We start from the raw sequence: 22,314 nt of genomic DNA, 5'->3' as shown, positions 1-22,314 counted from the left end.
AATAGAAAAATGGATAAAGAAAAAGTGACAACAGAGGATTTAGCGGGAATGGTCGCGAGGGGTTTTGATGGCGTCCACAACAAAATGGATAAGGGTTTCGCGCAAGTAGATAAGCGGTTTGAGCAAGTAGATAAGCGGTTTGAGCAAGTAGATAAGCGGTTTGAGCAAGTAGATAAGCGGTTTGAGCAAGTTGCTTTAGAACTGGGACACATAAATGCTAGATTATCAACCGTAGAGCACGATGTTGCTCAAATTGGAAAAGATATGATTTCACGAACAGAGTTTGAAGATTTAATGAGCCGAGTCAAATACCTTGAACTCAAAATTGGTGTTGAAAGCGGAAAATAAAAACATCGGCTCGAACCATATTTTGGGAAAAGAAAATTTTTTCATAGTGATTTAACACAAGAAGCAGCAGAAATGCTGATCTTTTTGTTTTCCATTTGAACCATGACATAGCCTTGACAAACTTATGTTATTTATGCTATCTTTTATGCGGAAAGGAGAAACCAAAATGACCAGAAGAGATCTTTTAAAAAGGTTGCCTCTTATCGGAGACCTGTTGCCGCCTACAGGAGAGGACTCGGGTAGATATTCCAGTAGATTCTATCGAACAAACCGAATTACATGGCGGCGCAGAGGAGTACGCAAGATCAGAAACTTCGTTCCGCGCTCAATCTTTCAAACTGAGGAGCACTGGATAGGCGACGGTAAGTTTAGCGACACCGTATCGGTGCATGTTGAAGCCTATCTGCTCGACAGTCGCGGACGTAAGTTGCGTAAGGTCAAAGGGGTGAGTTTAGAGCGTCTTAATAATGGCTCACTTCGTCGTGTCGAAGGATTTGGTGAGAGTGTTAAAAAGGCTCTCCGGCTTATTCAGTCAAAAAAGCCAAGCTTTTTGTTAATCATCACCGAGAAGGGTAAACAACGCTATTCCCCGAGTCATGACTTTTGGACGCTTCGTTACTCTCTAGACATCTACCCCTTTTGATATGAAGCATCTCCGCTATAGTGCATTTGGACCTGCGAGTATGCAGAAGCTCGCAGGCCCTTTTTTATTTTTGTAAAAGAATTTGCCGCCGAAGCTGAAATTCAAAAATAAAAAAGACGTTGGCGCTGCGCGCCCAACGTCCCAGTTCTCATTCTACTGATTCGGCACATTGGCCAGAAATCTTCTGCCGCCTTGTCCGCCTTCGCGTTTCATCCGGTGCTTTAGTTTATTCAATCCGCTTGCCTCTATCTGGCGGATACGCTCTCGGGTGAGACCGCGTTCTCGCCCGATTTCTTCCAAAGTTTTGTCGTACGGGACCCCTACGCCGAATCTCATGCGCAGCACGCTTTCTTCTTTTGGGGTAAGCCGCCCGAGATGGTAGTCAATCCGCTCCACCAGGCGCTTTTTTGTGACCTCATTTTCCGGCGACGGCGATTTAAGGTTTTCTAGAACATCTCCCAGAGTGTTGCCGTCAGCGTTTTCGTCGCTGTCCAATGGCGCCCCCAGACTTACTGGCTCTCGGACAATTTTCTGTATGTATTCAACTGTTTTCTTTTTCCACCCAAGATGCCGGGCCAGTTCGTCCGGAGCCGGGGCGCAGCCATGCGCTTGCACCAAAAAAAACTCCGCACGCTGCAGTTTCCTTATTTCCTGTGTTCTGCCGGCAGGGACGCGGATGGTGCTTCCCCTATCTGCGGCGGCGCGGTCCATGGCCTGATTTATCCACCAAACTGCATATGTTGAAAACTTGTAGCCGCGTTGGCACTCAAACTTGCTTACGGCTTTTATAAGCCCGATATTGCCTTCATTAATAAGGTCTAGCACATCCAAACCCCTCCACTTCTTTTTAAGAGCAATAGAGACGACTAGACGCCAGTTAACTTCAATAATCTTATTTCTTTGCGCGATGGCCTCGCGCTCCGCCGCGGCGAGCTTGGCGCTTTTTTCCTTTTCAGGCAGGAGTGTCAGCCACAAAAGAAGCGCGTAAAGAGAGATGCCCAATATATTTTTGCGTCCTTGCCCTATCTCCTTCAGCAATTTCTCTTTCTTGTTGTCCAGCTCGACGAACAAGTCCATTTCTTCCGCGTGGCTGGGCGTCTGAACCCGGCTCATTTCTTTAAAATAAATATTGAGCAGACCGTTACCGTTATAGTCTTGTTCGGCGGAATTATTATTTTTGCGCATCTGCGTCCGTTACTCCTTTCCGTTAAGTTAAAGAACGTTACTTTCACAAGTTAGCTTTTTTGCCAAAAATAGTCAATTTTGCTAACATATTTTTACGCCGAGGTAGCTCAGTGGCAGAGCGCTTGCCTGAAGAGCAAGGCGTCGGCAGTTCGATTCTGCCCCTCGGCAAAATTGGACTAGGAGCTCCGTTTTTGCTAAGCTTTAAAAATAAGGCCGAGATTTATTATTCATCAATAAAATCATGGAAAAGGAAATCGGCAAAATCACCCACTGGTACGATAAAATCGGCGTGGCGGTAGTTGACCTCCAGGGCGCGCTTAAGATAGGCGACCTTATCAAGGTCAAAAAGGGAAGCGAAGAGTTTGAAGACAGCGTCGTTTCCATGCAGATTGACCACAAGGGCGTTTCATCCGCCAAAAAAGGCGACGAAGTCGCGATCAAGCTTTCCCAAAAAGCCAAGGAGGGTGCGGTGATTTGCAAAGTTGACTAGCATGTCCAAAGAAGCAAGATTTTACGGAGGCGGCGAAGAGCGCCGCGGCAAACCTTCGGAGCATTTCCTTTTGGGAAGTTTGCGCTCGGAAATCAAAATGTACGTGCCTTATGATGAGGCGATAAAGATTGCCAAAGATTTGCAGAGGGAAGACCCAACCAACCCCAAAAAACTTTTCCTGAAAGATTTGCGCCTTGCGGTGATTGACGCGCTGGGGCTTGTTGACGAAAAAGCAATGGACCGGGTGAAAATTTACACGGCCGTTGATTCCCCGCTGGACCACTGGCATGGCGTTGATGTGTTTATTGAGTTTGAGGATGAAAACGGCAAATCTTCCAAAATTGTCACTTTTGACGCTTCCATAAAAGACGAAAAAATAGAAAGCGAGAGAGAGGCGGTTAAAAAAGAGATAAAAGCCGACATTTTGATAGATAAAGTCCCGGACCCGGACGTTGACGGCATTAAACCTTATTTGGAGAAAGTGGAGGAAATCGCCAAGCTGGCTGTGGAAGCGCTGAAAACCAGGCCCTCGCTCGGCGGCCAGGCGTAGTTTCAAAATAAAAGATGGTGGCTGTAGCTCAATGGTCAGAGCGCCGGTCTGTGGCACCGGAGGTTGTGGGTTCAAGTCCCATCAGCCACCCAAGCTAAAATTTATTTTTTTCATCATATTTGATTTAATCAATAAGTAAAATGCTAGGTACTTGACAACATTAAAGATAAGAGTAGATTTGTATAAGAGTAGATTTGATAGAGAAGAATAAACCCGTCCCGTCAGAGTGCGGGGCATAACCCAAGAAAGGCGGTGTTTTATGAACGAGCCAGAAAAGTCAGCGATTCACGATCTTTTTACAAGAGAAATTCGACCGATTAGCAATTGGTGCGAATGGTTGAGGCGCTGGCAAGTCGCCGAGATTCTCGAAGAGATGGTCGGCCTACTCCATGTAGGTTTTAGTGTTTCGCTCGAACGCAACTATCGTTGCGAGAAAGAATACGACAGAATCGACCGTCTTGTATTCTACTTCACCATTGCCGATGGCTGGGATAATAATTATCTGCTCCGAGCCCCGGAAGATGGAGAGAAGAGTTACAAAGTTGGCCGGGACGATTGCGGGAATGTCATACGCAAGACGCCAAGCGAACTACGTCAACGGCTTGCACTCAAAGCATTTGATGCCCTCTGCTTAAATTTCTTCAGAATGGACTTGCGTGAAGACCGCGGCAACCTCAAGGATGTTTGGGAGAGAGAGATTGCATCAGAGCGACTTTTCCCAATCATTCAGAATTTCTTCAGAGCAGAGAAGGGAGGATTTGGTGGTGTTCGCATTCGTAATCTTTCTCACAGCGATGAGCGATCTCACAACGAAAAGCGGGCTATAGATTTTCTTCTCAACTTGGCGAGGTTTATCTGGGGATGGAGAGAAAAGGAAGTTCCTTCATGGGCAGAGCACAAAAAAGAAATGGAGGCGCGGATCAGGGCGACGCGCAGTCGGGTTGATGTTTCTAAACCCTGGATGATTGAAGTGCTGTCGGAGTTGGGAAAACTTGGTTTGTTGCGAGAATGGATGCTGGAGCTTGATAAAACATGTTTGGCCAAAATCGAAGAGATAGCTTTGCGTAACGAGCTCGAAAAATACCGGCATCCAGTCATCAAGGATCGCAAAGTTGCCACCATCAACGAGGCTTGCTATGTCGGCTCGGCGACGGCGTGGTTTCTTAAGGAGTACGAACTAAAGAAAGCGGAGCATGAACGCCTTAGTTCCATGCTTGAGGCCGAAAGGAGCATAGAAGAAGCTAGGCATAGAATAGATATGCTGGCTTCCAAGAAATAAGTGTTTGAACTCACGAAATTCCGAAACACAGGTACGACTCGTAAGAGAAACGGCCTGTTTTTGTTTTCAATAAATAGTGAGTAGCGGAATGGGGTAGCTTTTCAAAACTGATATTTTGCTGTAAAGTATAAGTAACTATGTATCCCATCCAAGACAAACCATCTCACTTCACGCTTGTTGATGAATTACAACGGGACAAGAACTATAACTCGTCATTTGCCCGTTGCAGGGACATTCTGAAAGAAATTGAGAAAATTACAAGGAGTCGCCTTTTGGCTTATTTTTCTGTTTTTAAGAAGCCGTCCACGGGAATTATAGACAGCGACGCAACAATCATTGAGGACTTATTGCGTTGCAAGAATAACCATAAACCACTCCTTCTTATTCTAAATTCCCCGGGTGGGCAAGCGGTAGCGGCGGAGAAAATCCTTTTGGTGTGCGAGGCATACGCAAAAACCAGTGAAGCGGAATTTTATACACTTGTGCCAAAATCTGCAAAATCAGCCGCCACTATTATAGCTCTTGGAGCTGACAAAATTCTTATGTCCAAAACGGCAGAGCTTGGAGCAATAGACCCTCAATTGGTGGTATCTTCGCCGTTAGAGAAAGGGAAACAAGTGGTGGAAGAAACAACCGAAAAGAAACGGGTAGTTAAAGAAGAAAAAATCTTTGAAAATATGACGAATGTTATCCCAGCATTTAGGATTTTGAAATCGGTTGAAGGATTATTAAAAGAGTCCAAGCATCTATGGAACTTTAATCGTGATGCATACAACCAGTTTTTGAGCCAATACGGATACGACATCTATTCAATGGCTAAAAATGAGTTCAAGTTAAGTGGAGACATTTTACAAAAGATTATTCAGCGAAAGAAAGAAAGGGCGGAAATAGACGAGGGATTTGCTAACTCTTGCCAAATTTTCTTTGACCCAGAATTAACACTTTCCCATAACCGACCAATTACACTCGCGGAATTAAAGAATAGCCCGTTATATAAATCGGGATTTATTCAGGACTACATTGGATTTTATGAAAATCAAAAACTCCCAGCAGAGGATATTAAGAAATTAGATACCCTAATCTGGGAGTATTATGTTAGGACAAATGCTCACTTGGAAGATAACGGCAATCCTGTTTCAAAAACTATTGAGACATCAACCCATCGTTTCCACCTGACAGCAAGTGGACAGAGCTTTTTAACTTGAGGTAACTATTGTAGTGTTACTGAATTCAGTAGTTTTCTCCAACAAATTAGTTTTAGCGCTTTCTTTTTCATTTCCTACAATTCTCTCTTTCAATTCAAAATCAGGAATTATCTTATAATCTTTCAAATCTATTCCTCGGAGAAGTTGAGGGAGTTGAGGGGTTTGAGGAACTTTACCGAACTTGGCTTTATTTGAAGCTTTTTTCATAAGTATTTTTAGTGTAACATAGGTTACCAAATTAGATAACTATCAGTCAATAGCACTATATCACAACAGAGGAAATGAAGAAATGGAAAGGATTGGCTAACGAATTTGAAGCAAGGGCAAAAAGAAAATAACCCGAATTTAATTAGTTACGCTTTTATACCATTTTTCCCAGTCTGTTTTTGCATTTGCACCAAAATTATCAAGGAGACATTTCGTTGCCAGAACATCATTGGGACACGCCACAGTCTTACAACTACCTTCTTCTTTGCAACTATACTCAAACCGCATTGATTCTATTGTGCCGGTAAATATCCCATCTTTATTAAATGGCGCTACCAATATTTTATTCACGCTGGGGGCTGGCGGTTGAGGTTGAATAAAATCCCAAAATTTCACCAATTTAGTTGTTTTACGAGTTGATAAAAACTCGTTTTTTGTAGTAGATAGCGTTTGTTGTCCAAAGAAATCAACCTCTATATCTATAGGATTGTCTTTATTAAAAACGCCTCCGTTTTCTTTTGTTAATGACACATCTAATCCTTCCGATGACTTGCGGGCTGCATTATATATACCACTTTCAGCCCCAATATTTATTGATAGAAAATGCTCTTTATTATCGTATAGATTGCCCTTAATCCGAAGCTTAGCAATTTCAAAAGTCCCGATTAAAGCAAGTTGACGGCTCATCTTGTTATAGTTTTCAGATGAGTAAGGATTGTCTGTAATTTTATAATTATCTTTTGTGGTAATTAAATCTACAAACGAGGTTTTTTGCTCTGGCGGAGTTGCTCCCGGTAACTCATTAATTACTGGCGGTATTGGTGTTATCTCTGGAGGATTTGACTCTTCGGACTTGAATATGGCGGTATAAGTATTCAGAAAATATAAAACAATCACAACAGCAATTATTGCCAACGCGGTTGAAGCAACCTCTCGCAAAAATGATTTATCTTGATTCATATTTTTTAGGGATGTCCAGCACTTTATTTAAAATGAAAATACCGATGAGAACTACCAACATTATCAATGCTTGATACCACTTCATTTCAGAGAATGGTTTAAAGAAACCAGCCATTGAAGCGCCGCTAACTGCTAATTTTATAAATTCCGAATCAAAAATAGTTGGTAATAGAAATTTAAACAGGAGAACTGATAATACCAAGCCAACCAATAACCGTAAAGATTTTGTAGTAATCTCGGTAATAAAAGAGGGTATTTCTCTCATAGAATATAAAGTAACACACTCAAGTTAACGAATCAATCTTTGCCCTGCGGCGATAGGTTTGGCACATAAACATACTCCTTTTGCCGTTGTATAATAGTTCTAACGTCCTCTACGATGCGACTCCAGAAAAAGCGTATAATGGGTATATTAGCAATCGGTTGATATGCCAAAGAAAGGTTTTTACATCGGCGATTTGGTTTTGGGCGCGAACGACGGAATTATAACTTCTTTCGCCGTTATTTCCGGCGCGGCCGGCGCGGGGCTGCCGGCTTTTGTAGTCATTGTTTTGGGCCTGGCGAATTTGGTTGCCGACGGCATCTCCATGGGCCTTTCCAATTATTTGTCTTTGCGCTCCACGAAAGAAGCGGAACTGCGCGTTGGCGTAAATGAAACCCGGCTTGACCACCCTTCGCGGCACGGCCTCGCAACCGGCTTGGCTTTCGCTTCGGCTGGAGCATTGCCTTTAATTCCTTATTTTTTTGGCATCCCTCCGAGCGCGCAATTTTCCGTCGCGATTGCGGCAACGGCAATTTCGCTCTTTGTTGTTGGGGCATCCCGGACCGTTGTCACCGGCTCCCATTGGCTGCGCTCCGGAATAGAGATGCTTGTGGTGGGCGGACTTGCGGCTTTGGCGGCTTACATCGTCGGGGCGGCAGTCAGGGTGTTTTTTGGGATAGCCGTTTAGCGATATAATAAAACCATAAGGTCGCTTGATTATTAAAAAATGATTAAATATGAACACAAAATTTGTTGGGTGGATATTGCGCGTCTCGGTTGCCGGCGAGTTTATAGGGCACGGCGTGTTCGCTTTGCAGGGGAAAAAAGATTGGATTGGCTGGTTTGCCCAATTCGGGATTGCTGACGCTGGCCTGGCGGCCCAACTCCTGTTTTTTATCGGCATTATGGATATCGCGCTCGCGCTTTTGATTTTAATAAGACCAATCCGCGCCGCGCTTCTTTGGATGGCCTTTTGGGGTTTTTGGACTGCGCTCATCAGGCCTCTGGTCGGGATGCCGGTTTGGGATTTCGTTGAGCGCTGGGCTAATTGGGGAGCGCCTTTGGCTTTGCTGCTTTTAGTCGGTTGGCCCAGAACATTAAAAGATTGGTTTAGATAAATACATAAATCAGCCGTATCTTGGGTGATTCTCGCTAACGCCGGCTTTTTTGTTGGCGTAGCGCGCGAGAACAAAAAGCAAGCTGGAGAGCCGGTTTAAGTATGCCAGAGCCGCCGCGCTTAACTTTTCTTTCGCCGCCCACGCGCGCCTTTCAGCAAGCCGCGCCATTGCTCTTGCAAAGTCCAGGCACGCGGAAAGAAAATCGCCGCCGGGGATGGTAAATTTGGTTATTGGCCCGACGAAGCCGCCGAACTCGTCAATTGTTTTTTCAAGGGCTTTTATTTTTTCTTCGCCGAGGGCAATATTTTCGGCTCCTCCGAGCTCCGCCTGGATTGTAAACAGGTTTTCCTGCGCTTCCAGTAGCGCAGATGTCACTTTTTCGTCTTTGGCCAAAGCTCGGCATACTCCTAAATAGGAATTCAGTTCGTCCAGTGCGCCCAAGGCGTCAAAAACCGGTTCTGTTTTGGGTATTTTACAGCTCTCTCCCAAAATCGCGCTCTCGCCCTTATCCCCTTGCCCGGTGTAGAACTTCATATATAATATTTTATATGAACAAAAAATATTTTATAGCTTTGACTCTTGCCGGTTTTCTCGCGGCCAACGCCGCTTTCGCGCACGGTGTGGATTTGGCGGTTGATGCGAGCACTCTGCCCACAAGCCCGTTTTATTTCGTTAAAGAATGGAGGCGCGCCATCCAGCGCGTGTTCACTTTTAATGCCGTAAAAAAGGCGGAACTGGAGCTTAACATTTTAAATGAACAAGCTGCCGAAGCGCAGAAAATAAGCGAAGACGACCCGCAGAATATTGAAGCGGTGAAAGAAGCGCTGGAAAATTATTTAAGCGCGCATGACCGCTTGGCGGCGCGGCTCCGGGCGCTTAAAGAAACCTCCCAGAATCCGAACGTGGATAAGCTGCTTGATAAACTTGTTGAAAAAACCGCGAAACACGAAATGCTTTTTGAAGACATTTCAAAAGAGTTTGACGATAAGGATGAAATTAAAAAACTGGCGAAATCCGCGAAGGACGATTTGGACGAAGTGGTTTCTTTGGCCTCGGAAAAGGACAACGCGAAAAAATTCGCCGAGCGCCTGAAAAAAGAAGCCGAGAAAGAGATTGACGATAAAGAAAACGCCGCCGAAAAATCAGCGGAACAGATAAAAGAGGCGGAGGAAAAAATAAACGAGCTGGAAAAGAAAATCCAAAAAGCCGCCGCGCCTTCCGAACAAGCGTCTGGGCACTTGTCGCAAGCCAAAGAGCATTTGGCAACCGCCAAACAAGTTTTCGGAGAAAAGAAATACGGCGAGGCCTTCGGGCAGGCGCGCTCGGCGGAGGTTCTAGCCAGGAATGGTTTTAAGGCGCTCGAAGCTGAAAAAGAATCTATGGAGAAAAAAGAAAAAAGCGGAGAGACGGAAGAAAAAAGAGAAATGAATGACCAAGATAAGGAAGTTAATTTGGGAACAAGCGCAACCGTCGTTATAGACGAAAATGGAAAATTTTCGCCGCCGGAGGTGAAGATAAAAAGAGGCGGCAAAGTCACTTGGACGAACAAAGGATCGCGCCAGGTTTGGCCGGCTTCCGCCGTCCACCCGACGCACTTAGTTTATCCGGGGTTTGACGCTTTAAAGGGGCTTAACACCGGAGAAAACTATTCTTTCACTTTTGAAAAAGCAGGAGAATGGGCTTACCACAACCATTTAAATCCCGGCACGCGCGGGAAAGTGAAAGTGGTTGAATAATTTTAATGCGCCGCGTTTCAAAAAAACCAGTCGTTGTTGCCATAGTCGGGCTTCCGGGCTCCGGCAAAAGCTCCATAGCCGAGTACTTGGCTAAATTAATCGGCGCGAAAGTAATAAGCGCAAACGCAATCAGGGTTGCGCTAAGAAAACAAAATAGGGGCTACGGCCAAGTTGAAATAATTATGGAAAAAGAAGCACTCTCCGCAATAAAACGGCGGAAAAATATAATTTTAGATTCTGATTTCTCGGACTCAAAAAAGCGCCGGCGGCTTGAAAGAAAAGCGGGAAAGGCGGCTAAAATCGTCTATATCCGCACATACGCCAACAGGGACATTACGATCGGAAGACTGCTCAACGCGCGCTACACGCCGAACGATTTATACGGGGGCGCATCAACTGACTGGCGCGGAAACAATAAAGGCGCGGTTGTGGCTTTGCGTGAAATGTGGCGGAGAACCCCGCACCATTACAGGTGGTCTCCGCAAAATGGCGGGCAGTTTGTATTAAAAAAATTACCAATAAAGTTCCTGGCCGAAATTGACACCGGTAAAAATTGGCGGCAGAAAGTCAGGCAAGCGGCCAAGAAATTAAAGTGGGGCGGAAAATCTTAACTCAAAAATTTTTTAATCGGGCGGCTAGTTCGGTGGCACGGGAGCTTTTAGGTAAATTCCTTTGCAGGCAACAACTTGGCAACCCGGTTGCCAAGTGCTATATGATTACCGAAACCGAGGCCTACGACGGCTTCAAAGACAAGGCCTCGCACGCACATAGAGGTAAAACTGCGCGCAATTCCCCGATGTTCGGGCCCGCGGGCAGGTGGTACGTTTATTTTACTTACGGGATGCATTGGATGCTGAACATTGTGACTGGGCCGAAAGAGTTTCCCGCCGCAGTTTTGATTAGAGGAGTTTCCGGTCAAAAAGAGTTGGACGGCCCGGCCAAACTCACAGAATTTTTAAAAATTGATAAACGTTTCAACAATAAACCAGCCGCGCGGGCGGCCGGTCTTTGGATAGAGTCCGCCAGCTGGCGGAGTGGCACAAAAATAAAAAAATCGCAGATTAAGCGCGCCCCGCGAATCGGCGTAAATTATGCCGGCAAATGGGCAAAGAAGCCCTATAGATTTTTACTTGCTAAGCAGTGAGTTAATCAGCGCGCGGGTCTTCGGCCCCAGAATGCCGACCGCTTCCAAAGCGTTGGCTTTTTGGAATTCCATAAGCGCGTTTTTTGTCAGAGGCCCGAAATAGCGGCCTGTCGGCTCGTCCTTTGGGAAATATCCGTGTTTTTTCAAAAAGTCCTGCAAGATTTTCACCTGCCCTCCCCAATAACCAAGTTTTAAAACCATGGTAAGTTTTTCTGAATTGGTTTCTGCGGCTGATGCCGGAGCCGGCGTTGGGGCCAAAGCAGGGGCAAGCGCCCCCCCTGCGCCAGGGGTCACGGAGGGCGGAGGTTCGCCGGTTTTTACGGAGAGGTCGCGCACCAATGTCGGCAGGATTTGGTAAGCGTTAGTGTTTTTGTCAAAAGAAAGCTTGCCTGAAATTTCCAAAACATGCTTTTCAAGGACGTCCGCCGGGAGAATTTTTGCCCCGTAAGCCGATTCAAATTTGATATAGGGGTCAATCGGGTCAATCGGCACAATCCACTTCATATCCCAGCTTTTTACGGTGTATAGGTTCGAGGTATGCTTCAAAAAAAGCTCTGCTCCGACCAAACGCACTTGGCCGTCCGGCAAAATATGGATTTCCTGCGCCGGATTATCCGCGCGGGCAATGCCCGTAAAAGCCAGCCAGCAGGCAAATGTGTATAAAAAGTATTTCATAAAATTATATTATATGCTACAATCAATCGTATGGCAAAAAAGGTAACTATTTATTCAACTCCCTGGTGCGTTTACTGCAAAATGGCCAAAAAGTTTTTTGAAGCTAATAAAATCGCTTACGAGGAGCATGATGTGGCCTCCGACGCCAGAAGCAGGGATGAAATGATTCAAAAAACCGGGCAGATGGGCGTTCCGGTGATAGACATAGGCGGAAAAATCGTAATCGGCTTTGACCAGCCGAGGATAAAAGAGCTTTTGGGGGCAAATTAAAGCGCGACTAGGAAAATTAGGAAAATTTGGCCCTGTCTTCAAGTTTGACTTTCAGATTAAGCTCTTTGCCCTTTCTTAAAACTTTCAGTTTAAGCGAATCCCCGATGCTGCAGGAGTCCAAAATGTCCTCCAGTGTCTCTTTTTCGGTGATATCTTTGTCATTCGCCGCCAAAATTATGTCATGCTCCGCGAGACCGGCCTCATGCGCGGAGCTTTTCGGCAAAACCGCCGGCAAAGAGGCCGCCGCTCCGGGCAGGCCCTCGCGGACAATGAGCGCGCCGTGCTCCACCGGAATTTTAAAATGCCGTCCGATGTGCTTGTTTAAAAGAACGTAGCGGATTCCCAGAAACGGCGAGCGCACGTGCCCGTATTTTTTGATTTCTTCCAAATCTTTTTTGGCGCGGTCAATAGGTATGGCAAAGCCGATGTTTTGCGCGCCAAAAACTATCGCCGCGTTGATTCCTATGGCCTCGCCGGAAAGATTTATCAAGGGCCCGCCGGAGTTGCCGGGATTTATCGCGGCGTCTGTTTGGATGAGCCCGCGCAATCTTTGCTGGTGGCCTTCAGTATCGGTAATTGCGGAAAGAAATCTGGAGAGGCCGGAGACGATACCGGTGGAGACGGTGTTTTGAAATTCCCCCAGCGCGTTGCCTATCGCCACCACCACCGTCCCGAGCCGGACATTTTTTGAGAAGCCGAGCGGTATCGCCGAAAGATTTGTCGGGGGGCGGATGATTTTAAGTATGGCTATGTCAGACAGGGGATCTTGCCCGATCACCTCCATGTCATATTTTCCTTGTCCAATTATGGCTTTGTAGCTCGCCGCTTTGTCTTGAATGACATGTTTATTTGTAAGTATTATGCCGCTTTGGTCAACAATAAATCCCGAACCGCCGGAGACGGAGATGTTGCCTTTTTCATCGGCCTCTCCGAAAAGACGCTCTTCAAACGTTCTCGGGTCCATTCCCATTTTCATCAAGTCCTCTTCCACCAATTCAACATTTTTGGAGGCGGCAATGCTCACCACCGCCGGCAAAGATTTTTGTATGACCTCAATTATTTTTTCCTGATAGTCCATGATATTCAATATAACATGCGCTTATGCTATAAAGAAACCACGCCCCCATAGTTCAAGGGATAGAACAAGGGACTCCTAAGCCCTAGATCTCCGTTCAACTCGGAGTGGGGGCGCAAATAATTAAATTCCAAAAAAACCACTGGCGCTATTGACAGATTTTTGTGGGCGAGTATAATAACTATTAGATAAAAACCTTATGCCTTGAAAGGAGGCCATTATGAGATACCTTATTACCGCTCTTTGCTCATTGTTCCTAGCAGCCCTGGGGCCAACGCTCTATATGTCTTTTAAGGCAAACGCCTGGAGAGTAGAAAACTACTCGGTCGCGGAACCGTTTGCAATGCTCACTTTGGGAGTCATAGCCGTCGCGATCGCCGCGACAATACTCGCTTCCGACTTGTATTACCGCGATTCGCGCCGCAAGCTAATCGCCCTCTTCGCTATCTGGCTCTTGGGCATCATCATGATCGGCGGAGGAACCACCGTGTCATGGCTGTTATTCCTGGGCGCAAGCCACAAGCAGTTCGCGTTTCCTTTCTGGACAATGATTTTTCTTTTGTCGCTGCTCGCGACCATAGCCAGCGTTGCGCTGGCCCAATTTGACCTTGCGCGGTCACCAGCCAACGGCGAAAAGAAGGCGGGCGCGGATGAGCCGTTGCCGAAAGAGGGTTTTGTGAAAATGAAGGGCTTGTGGCATTACCGGCTAAGGCACATGACGCCTTGACAGATTTCCCCCCGCGAGTATAATGGAGGTAGATAGCTGAAAGAGGGATAACCCCTAGCTAACCTCGGCAGCATCCGAGAAATAACGTAATTTTGGCCATGAAAGGAGGGCCCAAATTATGAGAAAGCATATCTGTTCACCGCCCGCGGAACGCGGAGCACTGTTCGTCACATTGTCACTTTTTGCGACCTTCATCGCCGCCGGGACCCACGGGACAAGCTGACCCCCCGGGGTTCGTCGCTGCGTTGCCAGCGCCGCAGTTGCATTTAGTTCCAGATAGATAAGTTCCACGCCGAGCGTACTGGCAGCGCTCGGCACTTTTATTTTAGAAAAAATTTATATTAAAAATTATTCGTTCTTCACTTTAAGTTTGGCGACTCTCGCTTTGTCCAGCTTTGGCAGGCGGATGGTCAAAAGCCCGTTTTTCATCGTGGCCTCCGCTTCGTCGGCGTCAACTTCCTGCGGCAGAAGGATTGAGCGCGAAAACGCGCCCCAGTAGAGCTCTTGGTAAAAATAATCATTGGCGCTCGCTTCATGCTGGCGCTCGCGCTTTCCGCGAAGGGTCACCATATCGTGCGTCACCTGAACGTCCAAATCGTCCAATTTAACTCCGCCGACTATCGCCTGCAAAATTATCTCCTCCGGTGTCTGCCAAACGTCAATCGTAAGCTGGCCCTCTTCGTCTTGCGGCAAAACATGCTCTTTCAGGGCAGGACTCGCGCGCTTCGGCCCATCGGCGCCCTCCACCTTTACGCTTCCGGTAAGCCGCTCAAAAAAAGATCTTTTTTCCATTGGTTAAATAATAGCACGCCTCGCCCTTTCAAATAAAACCAGGGCTGTGGAAGCGCCGAAAACGACCATGGCGGTCACGGCGAGCTGGTTTAAAACCGCGCCTCCGACGTTTATTATTATAAAAAGATTGTAAAGCGCGTGCAACAAAACTGCGAAAAAAAGGCCCAAGGCGAGCTCGCCGAACCTTTTTTCTTTATGGAAAAATGAAAAAGCGAACCCCGCGCCTATGAGCGCGGAGGAGGAGACGTGAAGCAAGACGGCGTTTATAAACCTGAATGCTCCCACCGCCGCCGACTGCGAGAGGCCGCCCTCAAACGCTTTGCCTATGAACATCGCGTTCTCCAGCGCGGCGAACCCCAAAGCCGCAGTGACAAGATAAATCATCGCGTCCACCGGCTCGTCAAAGTATTTGCTCCGGAGGGCCGTAAAAAACGCGGCCGCCATTTTTGTAATTTCCTCAAAAAACGCAAAGCCGATTATGTTCAAAACCTGAAGCATGAGCGGCCCGTACCCGAAAAATTTTTGCAGGGCCAGATTGGCTGAAGAGAACGCGTTTTCCAAAAGTATCGCCAAGACAACTCCGGCCATCCCCGCCAAAAACACAATCAAAATTTCCCGCCTCGGCTCCGGGTGTTCATCTTCCTTGAGCCAAAACCAAAGCCAAAGGAGCGGCGGTAAAAACGCCAAAGCAAGAACGATTAAAACTTGGTTTAAGATTTCCATGGCTCAATCATAAGCAAATTTCCGCTCTCCGAAAACTCGCGCCAAATCCGCTCCGTGACGAACGGCATAAACGGGTGGAGGAGTTTAAGCGATTCTTTCAAAACGCGGCTCAAAATTTCCGGATTGGGATTTTTTTTGGATTCCTCCAGATAAATATCGCAATAATCATGCCAGAAAAATTCGTAAAGAATATGGAGCGCCCGCCCGAAATCGTATTTTTCTATCAGCCGAGAAACATTTTTTTGTGTTTTTTTGAGTTGAGCGAGGATTTTTTTGTCTGCAGAGTTTTTTTTATTTGCTTTTAAATTTTTATTTTGCAAAACAAACCGCGCGGCGTTCCAGATTTTGTTGCAGAATTTTTTGCCGGCAACCACATGCTCCTCCGCCCAGTGGATATCCTGCCCGCCCATCGCCTGCCAAACGAGGCCGAATCTGGTCGCATCCGCCCCGTATTTTTCTATCAAATTCATGGGGTCAACTCCCGTGCCCAGAGATTTGGACATCCTCCTTCCGTCTTTTGCCAGAATCGTCGCGTGGATTATTACGTCGGAAAAGGGCGGCTTGCTCAAAAATTCTCCGGAGGAGAAAACCATCCTCGCCACCCAGAGATTAATTATGTCGCGCGCCGTGGAAAGAACCTGTGTTGGGTAATAAGTTTCTAGATCGCGAGTTTTCTCGGGCCATCCCAGCGTAGCGAATGGCCAGAGGGCAGAGGAAAACCATGTGTCCAAAACATCGTCAACTCCTTCAATTGGAATTTTGTGCCCCCACCAGATTTGGCGCGAGATGCACCAGTCCTTAAGTCCGCCAACTGGCGGATTCAGCCAGTCAAAATAAACTTTTTCCCAGCGCTTGGGATGAAATTTAATTTTGCCGGATTTAACGTCGCGAATCGCGAGTTTCGCCAGCTTGGACATTTTCAAAAACCACTGCTCGCTCCGCAGGGGTTCAATTGTTGAGACGCAGCGGTAGCATTGAGCAACATTATGCGTGTAATCTTCTGTTTTTTCTATCAAATCAAGTTTGCCGAGACGCTCAAGGACTTTTTCTCTGGCCTCCAATATTTTTAGGCCCGTGAAATCTTTTCCGGCTTCCTTAGTCATCCGCCCGTCTTCGCCGATAATTTTCGGAGCGGCAAGCTTGTGGTCAAGCCCGATCTGTTCGTCCAGCATATCGTGGGCAGGAGTAATTTTCACGGCACCCGTGCCGAAATCCATCTCTATTCTTCTGTCCGATATAATCGGTATTTTTCTATTTTGAATAGGCAAAATTGCGATTTTTCCAACCAAATTTTTATAGCGCTTGTCTTTCGGATTCACCGCGACAGCCGAGTCGCCAAGCATAGTTTCAGGCCTTGTCGTTGCCACGACGACGAAGTTGTCGCTCCGACCTTGCCTGCCCGACGGCAAGGCGGGCGTCGGAGCTTCCTTCAATGGGTACCGAATAAACCATAATTTCCCTTTTTCCTCCTCGTGCTCCAGCTCCAAATCCGAAAGCGACGTGCGGCATCTCGCGCACCAATTAATTACGCGCTCCCCATGGTAAATCCATCCTTTTTTCTGGTAATGCAAAAAGGCCATTTTTACGGCTTCCTGATATTCCGGGTCCATGGTAAAGCGCGCCCGCGACCAATCGCAGGAGGCCCCGAGTTTTTTTAACTGGTCTAAAATTATATTTCCATATTTTTCTTTCCACTCCCAGACTTTCTCCAAAAATTTTTCACGGCCCAAATCATGCCGGCTGATTCCCTGTTTTTTCAATTCTTTTTCAACAACATTTTGCGTGGCGATGCCCGCATGGTCCGTTCCCGGAATCCAGAGCGCGCGGTAGCCCTCCATTCTTTTTTTGCGGATTAAAATATCCTGAATTGTGGCGTTCAGCGCGTGCCCCATATGTAGCGACCCCGTAACATTCGGCGGCGGCAGAGCAATGGTGAATGATTTATTTTTATTTGGGTTATCATCCCGAGGCTGACGCGCCTCGGGCGCGAAAAATCCGCTCTTTTCCCAGAGCTTATAAATTTTATCTTCGTGCTCTTTGGGATTATACGGCTTATCAAATTCGGACGGCATAAAGAAATTATGCCAATTTTTGGGCGAATTTACAATTTGTAGAAAAGTTCTGAAAAATGTTTTTTGAAATCTTTTAAATTTCTTTCTATTTTTAATTTTTTCAAGAAAGCAATAAAATTTTTCTGGCCAACTTTGTCACGCAAGCGCTTAACCCAAAAATACGCCATTTTGTATCCGTTTTTATCCCAATGGTCAAAATAATAATCCAGTCGATTTTTTTCTTCCTCGCTCGGCTCTTCTTTCTCCTGCTCCGCGAAATAAAGGCAAAAACCCTCATTCAGCCACGCTGGCTTATCGCGGCCAACAATTTCTTTGTAATATTGGTGGAGCAATTCATGGATAAGCGTCTTGTTGAAATCTGATTTTGAATGCGAGGATTCTTTTTCAAATTTATTTTCATCAAGAATGTAAATTGTATTTTCTTTATGCCACCCAACAATCCATGAGTCCGTTTCTTTGCCCCAAAGTTTGTTAATTTCGGCGCGGGATTTTAGAATTTTAATTCTCGGTTTTTGAATAGAAACGCCAAAAAGCGAATCAAATTTTTTAATGGACTCCGCCAGAATCGTATCAACTTTGCCCATATAATTTATCCTGACAATTTTTCGGCGAATTTACAAATAAAAAGATTGCAAATTTTTGGTAATTAGCTTATTATCTGATTCAGAGAGGAGAATACAACGATTTATATCCGCCCGAAGAGCAAGCGTATTCTTTGGGGCATGAAATCGGTCATACGTTCCACTATGACTTGTCGAAGAACCCACCAAAGTCATTGTACCCAAGAGAAGCCCAAGACACTGTTATTGAGTCGTTTTGCAAAGAATTTTCCTTTGCTAGGCCTTTTTGTATAACATTTATGACCGATCGGTCAATTTTGTTATAACTACAATAATTTCACTAAATTTACAGTTTCAAATTGCCTTGGGCTTTGATTTTTTCCGGCTTTGAGAACTTTTTTGCGCGGGCTTTGAAATATCCCGCAACGGCTATCATTGCGGCGTTGTCGCCGCATAGCCATAAAGGAGAGACGTGAAGTGATACTTTGGGGAAAGATTTTTTAATCAATGCGCCAAGCGCATGGCGTAATGCCTGATTCGCCGCAACTCCGCCGCCGATAACAAGAGATTTTACCCCCACACCAAACTTTTTGGTGTGGGGGTTTACTCCATATTTTCGTAACGCGTCAGCGGTTTTTTTAACCAAAACATCAACAACTGCCTGCTGGAATTCATAAGCGACGGCGGCCTTGTCCGCGCACGGATTGCCGCGCAAATAATAAAGAACGGCGGTTTTTAACCCTGAAAAGCTGAAATCAAAATCGCCGGAATTTATCATCGGCCTGGGAAATTTGATTTCATTAAATTTCCCCGCAGACTTACGCTGACTTTCTGCGTATTTCCGCGCAGATTGCGCGAGCCGCGCAATCTGAGGTCCGCCCGGATACCCCAACCCGAGCATCCGCGCCACCTTGTCAAACACCTCGCCGGCGGCGTCGTCTCTGGTCTCGCCCAAAATTTTATAATTAAGATGCTTTTTCATTAAAACAAGTTCGGTATGCCCGCCGGAGACAATCAGCGCGAGCAACGGAAATTTTGGCGGCTCACTTTCAAGCCAAGAAGCGTAAATGTGCCCCTCCAGATGATTGACCGCGACCAGCGGCACCCGCCAAAGGCGGGCAAGCTTTCCCGCGAAATTAATTCCTTCCCAGAGCGCCGGCTCCAAACCGGGGCCATAAGTCACGGCGATTGCGTCAAGTTTGTTTACCTCCCCCTTACCCCTCCTTGTAAAGGAGGAGATTTTCTTTTTTGATCCCCCCCTTAATAAGGGGGGGCGAGGGGGGGTGAGTTTTGCCTCTGCGAGCGCCCTTTTTAAAATTATCGGCAGATTTTTCCGATGCTCTCTCATCGCCAGATTTGGCACCACTCCTCCGAATTTTTTATGAATTTTTATCTGCGACAAAACCTGATTGGATAAAAGCTTAAAATTCGGCTTTATTTTTGAGCCGGTTATCTCTAAAACAGCGACCGCTGTTTCATCGCACGATGTTTCTATGGCCAGGATTTTCATAAGATATTTTTAGCATAAATCAAAGCCGTCACAAAACAGGCAAAAAATCCGGCTTCGCCAACCCCTACGAAATCGTGGACGGCAATCTGGAAGCTCTAGAAAAATCTATTTGAGGTCTTGGCCTTATGGGACAATGTTGGAATTGTTATTTTTTATAAAGCCGTTAATTTTAAGATGTAGTTAGAGGCTCAATATTTGGTTTTTTATTATTTTTTCGTATTTGCCGCTTTTTTCCAGCTGATAGTTGCTTGGTCTTTAATTTCGGTAATGCTTGTTGCATTGCAAGATAATTTATTTTAAGCTCTCCGCCTTGCTCTTCTGCATATGGTGGCGGATTTAAAGATAAATGAAATTCTGTACCATAACCAAGTTCTTTTATTAATTTGGTTGTTGCTTGTATTAGGCGCGTGTTTAATTCCGATTTTGTGAATCCGTGAGTTTCGCCTAGCTTATTTACGACTTCCATAACACCCTCTTTAAGGAGATTTTCTAGAAATGCATCTTTAAATTGATTCAAGTTATCTTTAGATTCTTTATCTTTGTTAAGAGCCGTTAGATAAGCTATTCGCGCTTCTTTCGAGTTAAAATACTCGGTTTTGGTTTTAAAATATTCTTGAGCAATTTTTAAACATGCTATTATAGTTTGATATGTTACAACGCCTTTTATGAGTAGTACATACCATGATGTTCCTGTATCGAATCCTTGAAAGATTATCTCACCGTCAATATTATATCTTTTAAAAATATCTATCAAACGATTATTTAATTCATTTAATTTTTCTAAGCTCTCGATGTTTGTAGGAAGTTGAATATTTATAGTTTTCTCATCTTGTCCCTCAGTAAAAGAATTAAGGAACGACCAAAAAATTGGAATCTTTTGGTTTAAAGTATTTACATACGAGTTCAGTTGATTGAATTCATTTGTTGTCAAAACAACTGGATTTACAAGTTCAGAATGTTGTGCTTTTATATTTTCAATTTGAGTATAATCTGAAGTGCTCCATTTTTGATTAGTCAGCATATCAAGAGCCGAGATAATCTCGATATAGTTATTAACACGAAAAGCTTGACCTCCAAATGTACTTTCTTGTTTAAGTACTAGTTTATGGTTCTCATCTATACTTGCTCCCAAAATTTTTTGTATTTCTCCTAGTCTCATTAATAATTATTATCGAATTTTTTAAGAATTTTTGCAAGCACTCCGATTCTTTATAGCACCTCGGATTAATAATAATTGTTTTTGGCCCCAACGGGATTCGAACCCGTGTTCCCACAGCTTGCCCGCCCACCTTTTTTATATGCCGCCACCGGGATTTGAACCCGGGTACCAAGCTTGAAAAGCTTGTGTCCTAGACCAGGCTAGACGATGGCGGCGCATTTTATTTTTAAAGGTGGGCGGGTGAAAAAGCATGGTGTCTCCCGACGTAAAGTCGGGAACGATAGGGCCGGATATTTTGAGTTTACCTAAAATTGGCTTAAAATCAAGAAAAACGCATGGAAATAATTTACGAAGATAAAAATTTGGTCGCGCTAAACAAGCCCGCTGGGGTGAATTTTGACTGGGCGCTTGCGGAAAAGCCAGAGCTTTTGCCAGCGCATCGCTTAGATAAAGACACATCCGGCGTTATTCTTTTCGCGAAGAATGAAAAAACGCAGGAATATCTGCGGGGGCTTTTCCAAAATCATAAAATCAAAAAAACTTATCTGGCGCTGGTTGCGGGAGAGCTCAAGCAAAACAGCGGAACGATTGACTTGCCCATAGGGCGCTCCAAAAAAACGCCGTTAAAAAGGGTTGCCATTGGAGAACAGCGCGGAAAAATCCGCGATGCCGTCACGGAATATAAAGTGTTGAAAAGATTTAATGGATTCACTTTTCTTGAGGCCCATCCAAAAACCGGCCGCACGCACCAAATCCGCTCGCATTTCGCGGCCATCGGCCACCCGGTCGTTTGTGACAAATTATATGCCGGAAAAAAAATTACATGCCCCGGCGGGCTCTCGCGCCAGTTTCTGCACGCCTCGACGATTGAATTTAATCTACCTTCCGGCTCCCGTCTTCGCTTGGAAGCCGACTTGCCGGAGGATTTGAAAAAAATTCTGGATATGCTATCTTAAAATCCATTATGCCGTCGCTGAATCTAATCATTTCGCCGATAGACATAGAAAAAAGAAAGGAGCTGGATTTCAGGGCCGGGGATACTTTGCGCGTTACCCAAAAAGTGAAAGAGGGCGACAAGACGCGCCTCCAGACATTTGAGGGCTTGGTGCTCGCGAGAAAGCACGGCCGCGAGCCCGGGGCGACTTTTACCGTGCGCAAAGTGATAGACGGAGTCGGCGTGGAGAGAGTTTTTCCGCTTTATTCCCCGGAAATTGAAAAAATAGAAATCAAATCGCGCTCAAAGTTCAAGCGGGCAAAACTTTATTATCTCCGCGAGCGGGCTGCCAGAGAAATCCGCAAGAAAATGAAAACAATCAAAGCCGAAGCAAAAATTAAACCGAAAATAGAAGTTCTTGTATAATAAACGCGCCCAGGTGGCGGAACTGGAATACGCGCTAGCTTGAGGTGCTAGTGCCGCAAGGCTTGGGGGTTCGAATCCCCCCCTGGGCAAAAATTGGCGCGCTTAGCTCAGTGGTAGAGTCCGCCGCGGCGGATTTACACCGGAGAGATACTTTAAAAGCGGCGTCGGTCGCGATTGGATAAAGAAGTTTTGCGCGCTTAGCTCAGTGGTAGAGCGGCCCGTTTACACCGGGTAGGTCCGGGGTTCGATCCCTCGAGCGCGCAT

Annotated in this window: 28 protein-coding genes and 6 tRNA genes; 20 read left to right on the top strand and 14 right to left on the bottom strand. The window is 45.7% G+C overall.

Features of this window, described 5'->3' with window-relative positions:
• The first annotated feature begins 9 nt into the window (after window positions 1–9).
• Both HYW15_00940 and HYW15_00935 read left to right on the top strand, forming a co-directional pair.
• On the top strand, window positions 10–348 hold the full coding sequence (locus tag HYW15_00940; protein ID QQG42986.1) for a hypothetical protein: 339 nt from the start codon (window positions 10–12) through the stop codon (window positions 346–348).
• 145 nt (window positions 349–493) lie between these two features.
• Window positions 494–991 (top strand): hypothetical protein, encoded by a 498-nt coding sequence (locus tag HYW15_00935; GenBank protein ID QQG42769.1) that lies wholly within the window; start codon window positions 494–496, stop codon window positions 989–991.
• Between the two features lie 153 nt (window positions 992–1,144).
• On the opposite strand, the gene HYW15_00930 is transcribed toward HYW15_00935, so the two are convergent.
• Window positions 1,145–2,176 carry a sigma-70 family RNA polymerase sigma factor gene (locus HYW15_00930; GenBank protein ID QQG42768.1) on the bottom strand — a complete coding sequence of 344 codons (1,032 nt, stop codon included), beginning with the start codon at window positions 2,174–2,176 and terminating at the stop codon, window positions 1,145–1,147.
• 96 nt (window positions 2,177–2,272) lie between these two features.
• Here HYW15_00930 and HYW15_00925 point away from each other — a divergent pair.
• From HYW15_00925 to HYW15_00900, 6 genes are all read left to right on the top strand, one after another.
• Window positions 2,273–2,344 (top strand) — tRNA-Phe (locus HYW15_00925).
• Window positions 2,345–2,417: 73 nt separating this feature from the next.
• Window positions 2,418–2,666: a hypothetical protein gene (locus tag HYW15_00920; GenBank protein ID QQG42767.1), complete on the top strand. Its 249-nt coding sequence runs from the start codon at window positions 2,418–2,420 to the stop codon at window positions 2,664–2,666.
• A 1-nt stretch (window position 2,667) separates the two neighbouring features.
• The gene (locus tag HYW15_00915) at window positions 2,668–3,216 is read left to right on the top strand and encodes a hypothetical protein (protein QQG42766.1); all 549 of its coding nucleotides are present in this window, start codon (window positions 2,668–2,670) and stop codon (window positions 3,214–3,216) included.
• Window positions 3,217–3,233: 17 nt separating this feature from the next.
• Window positions 3,234–3,306 (top strand) — tRNA-His (locus HYW15_00910).
• A 169-nt stretch (window positions 3,307–3,475) separates the two neighbouring features.
• Entirely contained in the window at window positions 3,476–4,495 is a 1,020-nt protein-coding gene (locus tag HYW15_00905; GenBank protein ID QQG42765.1) for a hypothetical protein, read from the top strand.
• Window positions 4,496–4,632: 137 nt separating this feature from the next.
• Window positions 4,633–5,700, top strand: coding sequence for a hypothetical protein (locus tag HYW15_00900; protein QQG42764.1), 1,068 nt, complete (start codon window positions 4,633–4,635; stop codon window positions 5,698–5,700).
• Here the strand turns inward: HYW15_00900 and HYW15_00895 are convergent.
• From HYW15_00895 to HYW15_00885, 3 genes are all read right to left on the bottom strand, one after another.
• Entirely contained in the window at window positions 5,692–5,907 is a 216-nt protein-coding gene (locus HYW15_00895; protein ID QQG42763.1) for a hypothetical protein, read from the bottom strand. The two genes, HYW15_00900 and HYW15_00895, sit on opposite strands and share 9 nt — an antisense overlap.
• Window positions 5,908–6,045: 138 nt before the next feature.
• Window positions 6,046–6,867, bottom strand: coding sequence for a hypothetical protein (locus HYW15_00890; GenBank protein QQG42762.1), 822 nt, complete (start codon window positions 6,865–6,867; stop codon window positions 6,046–6,048).
• Window positions 6,854–7,132, bottom strand: a complete 279-nt coding sequence (locus tag HYW15_00885; GenBank protein QQG42761.1) for a hypothetical protein — start codon at window positions 7,130–7,132, stop codon at window positions 6,854–6,856. Before HYW15_00885 ends, HYW15_00890 begins: the two co-directional genes overlap by 14 nt.
• Window positions 7,133–7,295: 163 nt before the next feature.
• On the opposite strand from HYW15_00885, the gene HYW15_00880 reads away from it, so the two are divergent.
• Both HYW15_00880 and HYW15_00875 read left to right on the top strand, forming a co-directional pair.
• Entirely contained in the window at window positions 7,296–7,817 is a 522-nt protein-coding gene (locus tag HYW15_00880; GenBank protein QQG42760.1) for a VIT1/CCC1 transporter family protein, read from the top strand.
• A 49-nt stretch (window positions 7,818–7,866) separates the two neighbouring features.
• Window positions 7,867–8,247: a hypothetical protein gene (locus tag HYW15_00875; GenBank protein ID QQG42759.1), complete on the top strand. Its 381-nt coding sequence runs from the start codon at window positions 7,867–7,869 to the stop codon at window positions 8,245–8,247.
• Window positions 8,248–8,256: 9 nt separating this feature from the next.
• On the opposite strand, the gene HYW15_00870 is transcribed toward HYW15_00875, so the two are convergent.
• Window positions 8,257–8,781 carry a cob(I)yrinic acid a,c-diamide adenosyltransferase gene (locus HYW15_00870; GenBank protein ID QQG42758.1) on the bottom strand — a complete coding sequence of 175 codons (525 nt, stop codon included), beginning with the start codon at window positions 8,779–8,781 and terminating at the stop codon, window positions 8,257–8,259.
• 14 nt (window positions 8,782–8,795) lie between these two features.
• Here HYW15_00870 and HYW15_00865 point away from each other — a divergent pair, with 14 nt between their 5' ends.
• From HYW15_00865 to HYW15_00855, 3 genes are read left to right on the top strand one after another with little or no spacing between them, the layout of a single operon-like run.
• A complete protein-coding gene (locus tag HYW15_00865; GenBank protein ID QQG42757.1) occupies window positions 8,796–9,983 on the top strand; it encodes a hypothetical protein in 1,188 nt (395 codons plus the stop codon).
• Between the two features lie 5 nt (window positions 9,984–9,988).
• On the top strand, window positions 9,989–10,594 hold the full coding sequence (locus tag HYW15_00860) for an AAA family ATPase (GenBank protein QQG42756.1): 606 nt from the start codon (window positions 9,989–9,991) through the stop codon (window positions 10,592–10,594).
• Window positions 10,576–11,127: a DNA-3-methyladenine glycosylase gene (locus HYW15_00855; protein QQG42755.1), complete on the top strand. Its 552-nt coding sequence runs from the start codon at window positions 10,576–10,578 to the stop codon at window positions 11,125–11,127. Before HYW15_00860 ends, HYW15_00855 begins: the two co-directional genes overlap by 19 nt.
• Here HYW15_00855 and HYW15_00850 read toward each other — a convergent pair.
• On the bottom strand, window positions 11,110–11,802 hold the full coding sequence (locus HYW15_00850) for a peptidoglycan-binding protein (protein QQG42754.1): 693 nt from the start codon (window positions 11,800–11,802) through the stop codon (window positions 11,110–11,112). The two genes, HYW15_00855 and HYW15_00850, sit on opposite strands and share 18 nt — an antisense overlap.
• 30 nt (window positions 11,803–11,832) lie before the next feature.
• Between HYW15_00850 and HYW15_00845 the strand changes: the two genes are divergently transcribed.
• Window positions 11,833–12,072: a glutathione S-transferase N-terminal domain-containing protein gene (locus HYW15_00845; protein ID QQG42753.1), complete on the top strand. Its 240-nt coding sequence runs from the start codon at window positions 11,833–11,835 to the stop codon at window positions 12,070–12,072.
• 16 nt (window positions 12,073–12,088) lie between these two features.
• Here the strand turns inward: HYW15_00845 and HYW15_00840 are convergent, their stop codons facing one another.
• Window positions 12,089–13,150 carry a trypsin-like peptidase domain-containing protein gene (locus HYW15_00840; protein QQG42752.1) on the bottom strand — a complete coding sequence of 354 codons (1,062 nt, stop codon included), beginning with the start codon at window positions 13,148–13,150 and terminating at the stop codon, window positions 12,089–12,091.
• A 41-nt stretch (window positions 13,151–13,191) separates the two neighbouring features.
• Between HYW15_00840 and HYW15_00835 the strand changes: the two genes are divergently transcribed.
• Window positions 13,192–13,263: transfer RNA gene (locus tag HYW15_00835), tRNA-Arg, on the top strand.
• A 167-nt stretch (window positions 13,264–13,430) separates the two neighbouring features.
• Window positions 13,431–13,874 carry a hypothetical protein gene (locus HYW15_00830; protein QQG42751.1) on the top strand — a complete coding sequence of 148 codons (444 nt, stop codon included), beginning with the start codon at window positions 13,431–13,433 and terminating at the stop codon, window positions 13,872–13,874.
• A gap of 348 nt (window positions 13,875–14,222) precedes the next feature.
• Here the strand turns inward: HYW15_00830 and HYW15_00825 are convergent, their stop codons facing one another.
• From HYW15_00825 to HYW15_00795, 7 genes are all read right to left on the bottom strand, one after another.
• Window positions 14,223–14,666, bottom strand: a complete 444-nt coding sequence (locus tag HYW15_00825) for an Hsp20/alpha crystallin family protein (GenBank protein QQG42750.1) — start codon at window positions 14,664–14,666, stop codon at window positions 14,223–14,225.
• Window positions 14,667–14,669: 3 nt separating this feature from the next.
• Window positions 14,670–15,389, bottom strand: a complete 720-nt coding sequence (locus HYW15_00820) for a PrsW family intramembrane metalloprotease (protein ID QQG42749.1) — start codon at window positions 15,387–15,389, stop codon at window positions 14,670–14,672.
• Entirely contained in the window at window positions 15,377–17,461 is a 2,085-nt protein-coding gene (locus HYW15_00815) for a valine--tRNA ligase (protein ID QQG42748.1), read from the bottom strand. The genes HYW15_00820 and HYW15_00815 overlap by 13 nt, the downstream gene beginning before the upstream one ends.
• A gap of 29 nt (window positions 17,462–17,490) precedes the next feature.
• Window positions 17,491–18,045 carry a hypothetical protein gene (locus HYW15_00810; GenBank protein ID QQG42747.1) on the bottom strand — a complete coding sequence of 185 codons (555 nt, stop codon included), beginning with the start codon at window positions 18,043–18,045 and terminating at the stop codon, window positions 17,491–17,493.
• A 322-nt stretch (window positions 18,046–18,367) separates the two neighbouring features.
• Entirely contained in the window at window positions 18,368–19,531 is a 1,164-nt protein-coding gene (gene tsaD, locus HYW15_00805) for a tRNA (adenosine(37)-N6)-threonylcarbamoyltransferase complex transferase subunit TsaD (protein ID QQG42746.1), read from the bottom strand.
• A 169-nt stretch (window positions 19,532–19,700) separates the two neighbouring features.
• A complete protein-coding gene (locus HYW15_00800; protein QQG42745.1) occupies window positions 19,701–20,690 on the bottom strand; it encodes a hypothetical protein in 990 nt (329 codons plus the stop codon).
• 140 nt (window positions 20,691–20,830) lie between these two features.
• A tRNA-Glu gene (locus HYW15_00795) sits at window positions 20,831–20,905 on the bottom strand.
• A 120-nt stretch (window positions 20,906–21,025) separates the two neighbouring features.
• On the opposite strand from HYW15_00795, the gene HYW15_00790 reads away from it, so the two are divergent.
• The 4 genes from HYW15_00790 (at window position 21,026) to HYW15_00775 (ending at window position 22,313) form a co-directional block, all read left to right on the top strand.
• Window positions 21,026–21,646, top strand: a complete 621-nt coding sequence (locus HYW15_00790) for an RluA family pseudouridine synthase (GenBank protein ID QQG42744.1) — start codon at window positions 21,026–21,028, stop codon at window positions 21,644–21,646.
• An 8-nt stretch (window positions 21,647–21,654) separates the two neighbouring features.
• Window positions 21,655–22,050 (top strand): 50S ribosomal protein L19, encoded by a 396-nt coding sequence (gene rplS, locus HYW15_00785; protein QQG42743.1) that lies wholly within the window; start codon window positions 21,655–21,657, stop codon window positions 22,048–22,050.
• A 7-nt stretch (window positions 22,051–22,057) separates the two neighbouring features.
• Window positions 22,058–22,139 (top strand) — tRNA-Leu (locus HYW15_00780).
• Window positions 22,140–22,241: 102 nt separating this feature from the next.
• Window positions 22,242–22,313 (top strand) — tRNA-Val (locus tag HYW15_00775).
• Window position 22,314 lies beyond the last annotated feature (1 nt).

It is taken from the genome of Candidatus Giovannonibacteria bacterium (assembly GCA_016432405.1).
Lineage (GTDB): Bacteria > Patescibacteriota > Minisyncoccia > UBA11713 > 2-01-FULL-45-33 > MFHE01.
Note: the sequence above shows the minus strand (reverse complement) of the source record. Positions and strands in the feature narration are given on the sequence as shown.

Bases quoted from the DNA above. Each gene is read 5' to 3' on its own strand.
- tsaD (QQG42746.1), bottom strand. From the start codon at position 19,531: ATGAAAATCCTGGCCATAGAAACATCGTGCGATGAAACAGCGGTCGCT.
- HYW15_00900 (QQG42764.1), top strand. From the start codon at position 4,633: ATGTATCCCATCCAAGACAAACCATCTCACTTCACGCTTGTTGATGAA.
- HYW15_00840 (QQG42752.1), bottom strand. From the start codon at position 13,150: ATGGACTATCAGGAAAAAATAATTGAGGTCATACAAAAATCTTTGCCG.
- HYW15_00875 (QQG42759.1), top strand. From the start codon at position 7,867: ATGAACACAAAATTTGTTGGGTGGATATTGCGCGTCTCGGTTGCCGGC.
- HYW15_00845 (QQG42753.1), top strand. From the start codon at position 11,833: ATGGCAAAAAAGGTAACTATTTATTCAACTCCCTGGTGCGTTTACTGC.
- HYW15_00860 (QQG42756.1), top strand. From the start codon at position 9,989: ATGCGCCGCGTTTCAAAAAAACCAGTCGTTGTTGCCATAGTCGGGCTT.
- HYW15_00870 (QQG42758.1), bottom strand. From the start codon at position 8,781: ATGAAGTTCTACACCGGGCAAGGGGATAAGGGCGAGAGCGCGATTTTG.
- HYW15_00935 (QQG42769.1), top strand. From the start codon at position 494: ATGCGGAAAGGAGAAACCAAAATGACCAGAAGAGATCTTTTAAAAAGG.
- HYW15_00825 (QQG42750.1), bottom strand. From the start codon at position 14,666: ATGGAAAAAAGATCTTTTTTTGAGCGGCTTACCGGAAGCGTAAAGGTG.
- HYW15_00905 (QQG42765.1), top strand. From the start codon at position 3,476: ATGAACGAGCCAGAAAAGTCAGCGATTCACGATCTTTTTACAAGAGAA.
- rplS (QQG42743.1), top strand. From the start codon at position 21,655: ATGCCGTCGCTGAATCTAATCATTTCGCCGATAGACATAGAAAAAAGA.
- HYW15_00940 (QQG42986.1), top strand. From the start codon at position 10: ATGGATAAAGAAAAAGTGACAACAGAGGATTTAGCGGGAATGGTCGCG.
- HYW15_00915 (QQG42766.1), top strand. From the start codon at position 2,668: ATGTCCAAAGAAGCAAGATTTTACGGAGGCGGCGAAGAGCGCCGCGGC.
- HYW15_00920 (QQG42767.1), top strand. From the start codon at position 2,418: ATGGAAAAGGAAATCGGCAAAATCACCCACTGGTACGATAAAATCGGC.
- HYW15_00880 (QQG42760.1), top strand. From the start codon at position 7,296: ATGCCAAAGAAAGGTTTTTACATCGGCGATTTGGTTTTGGGCGCGAAC.
- HYW15_00800 (QQG42745.1), bottom strand. From the start codon at position 20,690: ATGAGACTAGGAGAAATACAAAAAATTTTGGGAGCAAGTATAGATGAG.
- HYW15_00790 (QQG42744.1), top strand. From the start codon at position 21,026: ATGGAAATAATTTACGAAGATAAAAATTTGGTCGCGCTAAACAAGCCC.
- HYW15_00830 (QQG42751.1), top strand. From the start codon at position 13,431: ATGTCTTTTAAGGCAAACGCCTGGAGAGTAGAAAACTACTCGGTCGCG.
- HYW15_00865 (QQG42757.1), top strand. From the start codon at position 8,796: ATGAACAAAAAATATTTTATAGCTTTGACTCTTGCCGGTTTTCTCGCG.
- HYW15_00890 (QQG42762.1), bottom strand. From the start codon at position 6,867: ATGAATCAAGATAAATCATTTTTGCGAGAGGTTGCTTCAACCGCGTTG.
- HYW15_00895 (QQG42763.1), bottom strand. From the start codon at position 5,907: ATGAAAAAAGCTTCAAATAAAGCCAAGTTCGGTAAAGTTCCTCAAACC.
- HYW15_00810 (QQG42747.1), bottom strand. From the start codon at position 18,045: ATGGGCAAAGTTGATACGATTCTGGCGGAGTCCATTAAAAAATTTGAT.
- HYW15_00885 (QQG42761.1), bottom strand. From the start codon at position 7,132: ATGAGAGAAATACCCTCTTTTATTACCGAGATTACTACAAAATCTTTA.
- HYW15_00820 (QQG42749.1), bottom strand. From the start codon at position 15,389: ATGGAAATCTTAAACCAAGTTTTAATCGTTCTTGCTTTGGCGTTTTTA.
- HYW15_00930 (QQG42768.1), bottom strand. From the start codon at position 2,176: ATGCGCAAAAATAATAATTCCGCCGAACAAGACTATAACGGTAACGGT.
- HYW15_00850 (QQG42754.1), bottom strand. From the start codon at position 11,802: ATGAAATACTTTTTATACACATTTGCCTGCTGGCTGGCTTTTACGGGC.
- HYW15_00815 (QQG42748.1), bottom strand. From the start codon at position 17,461: ATGCCGTCCGAATTTGATAAGCCGTATAATCCCAAAGAGCACGAAGAT.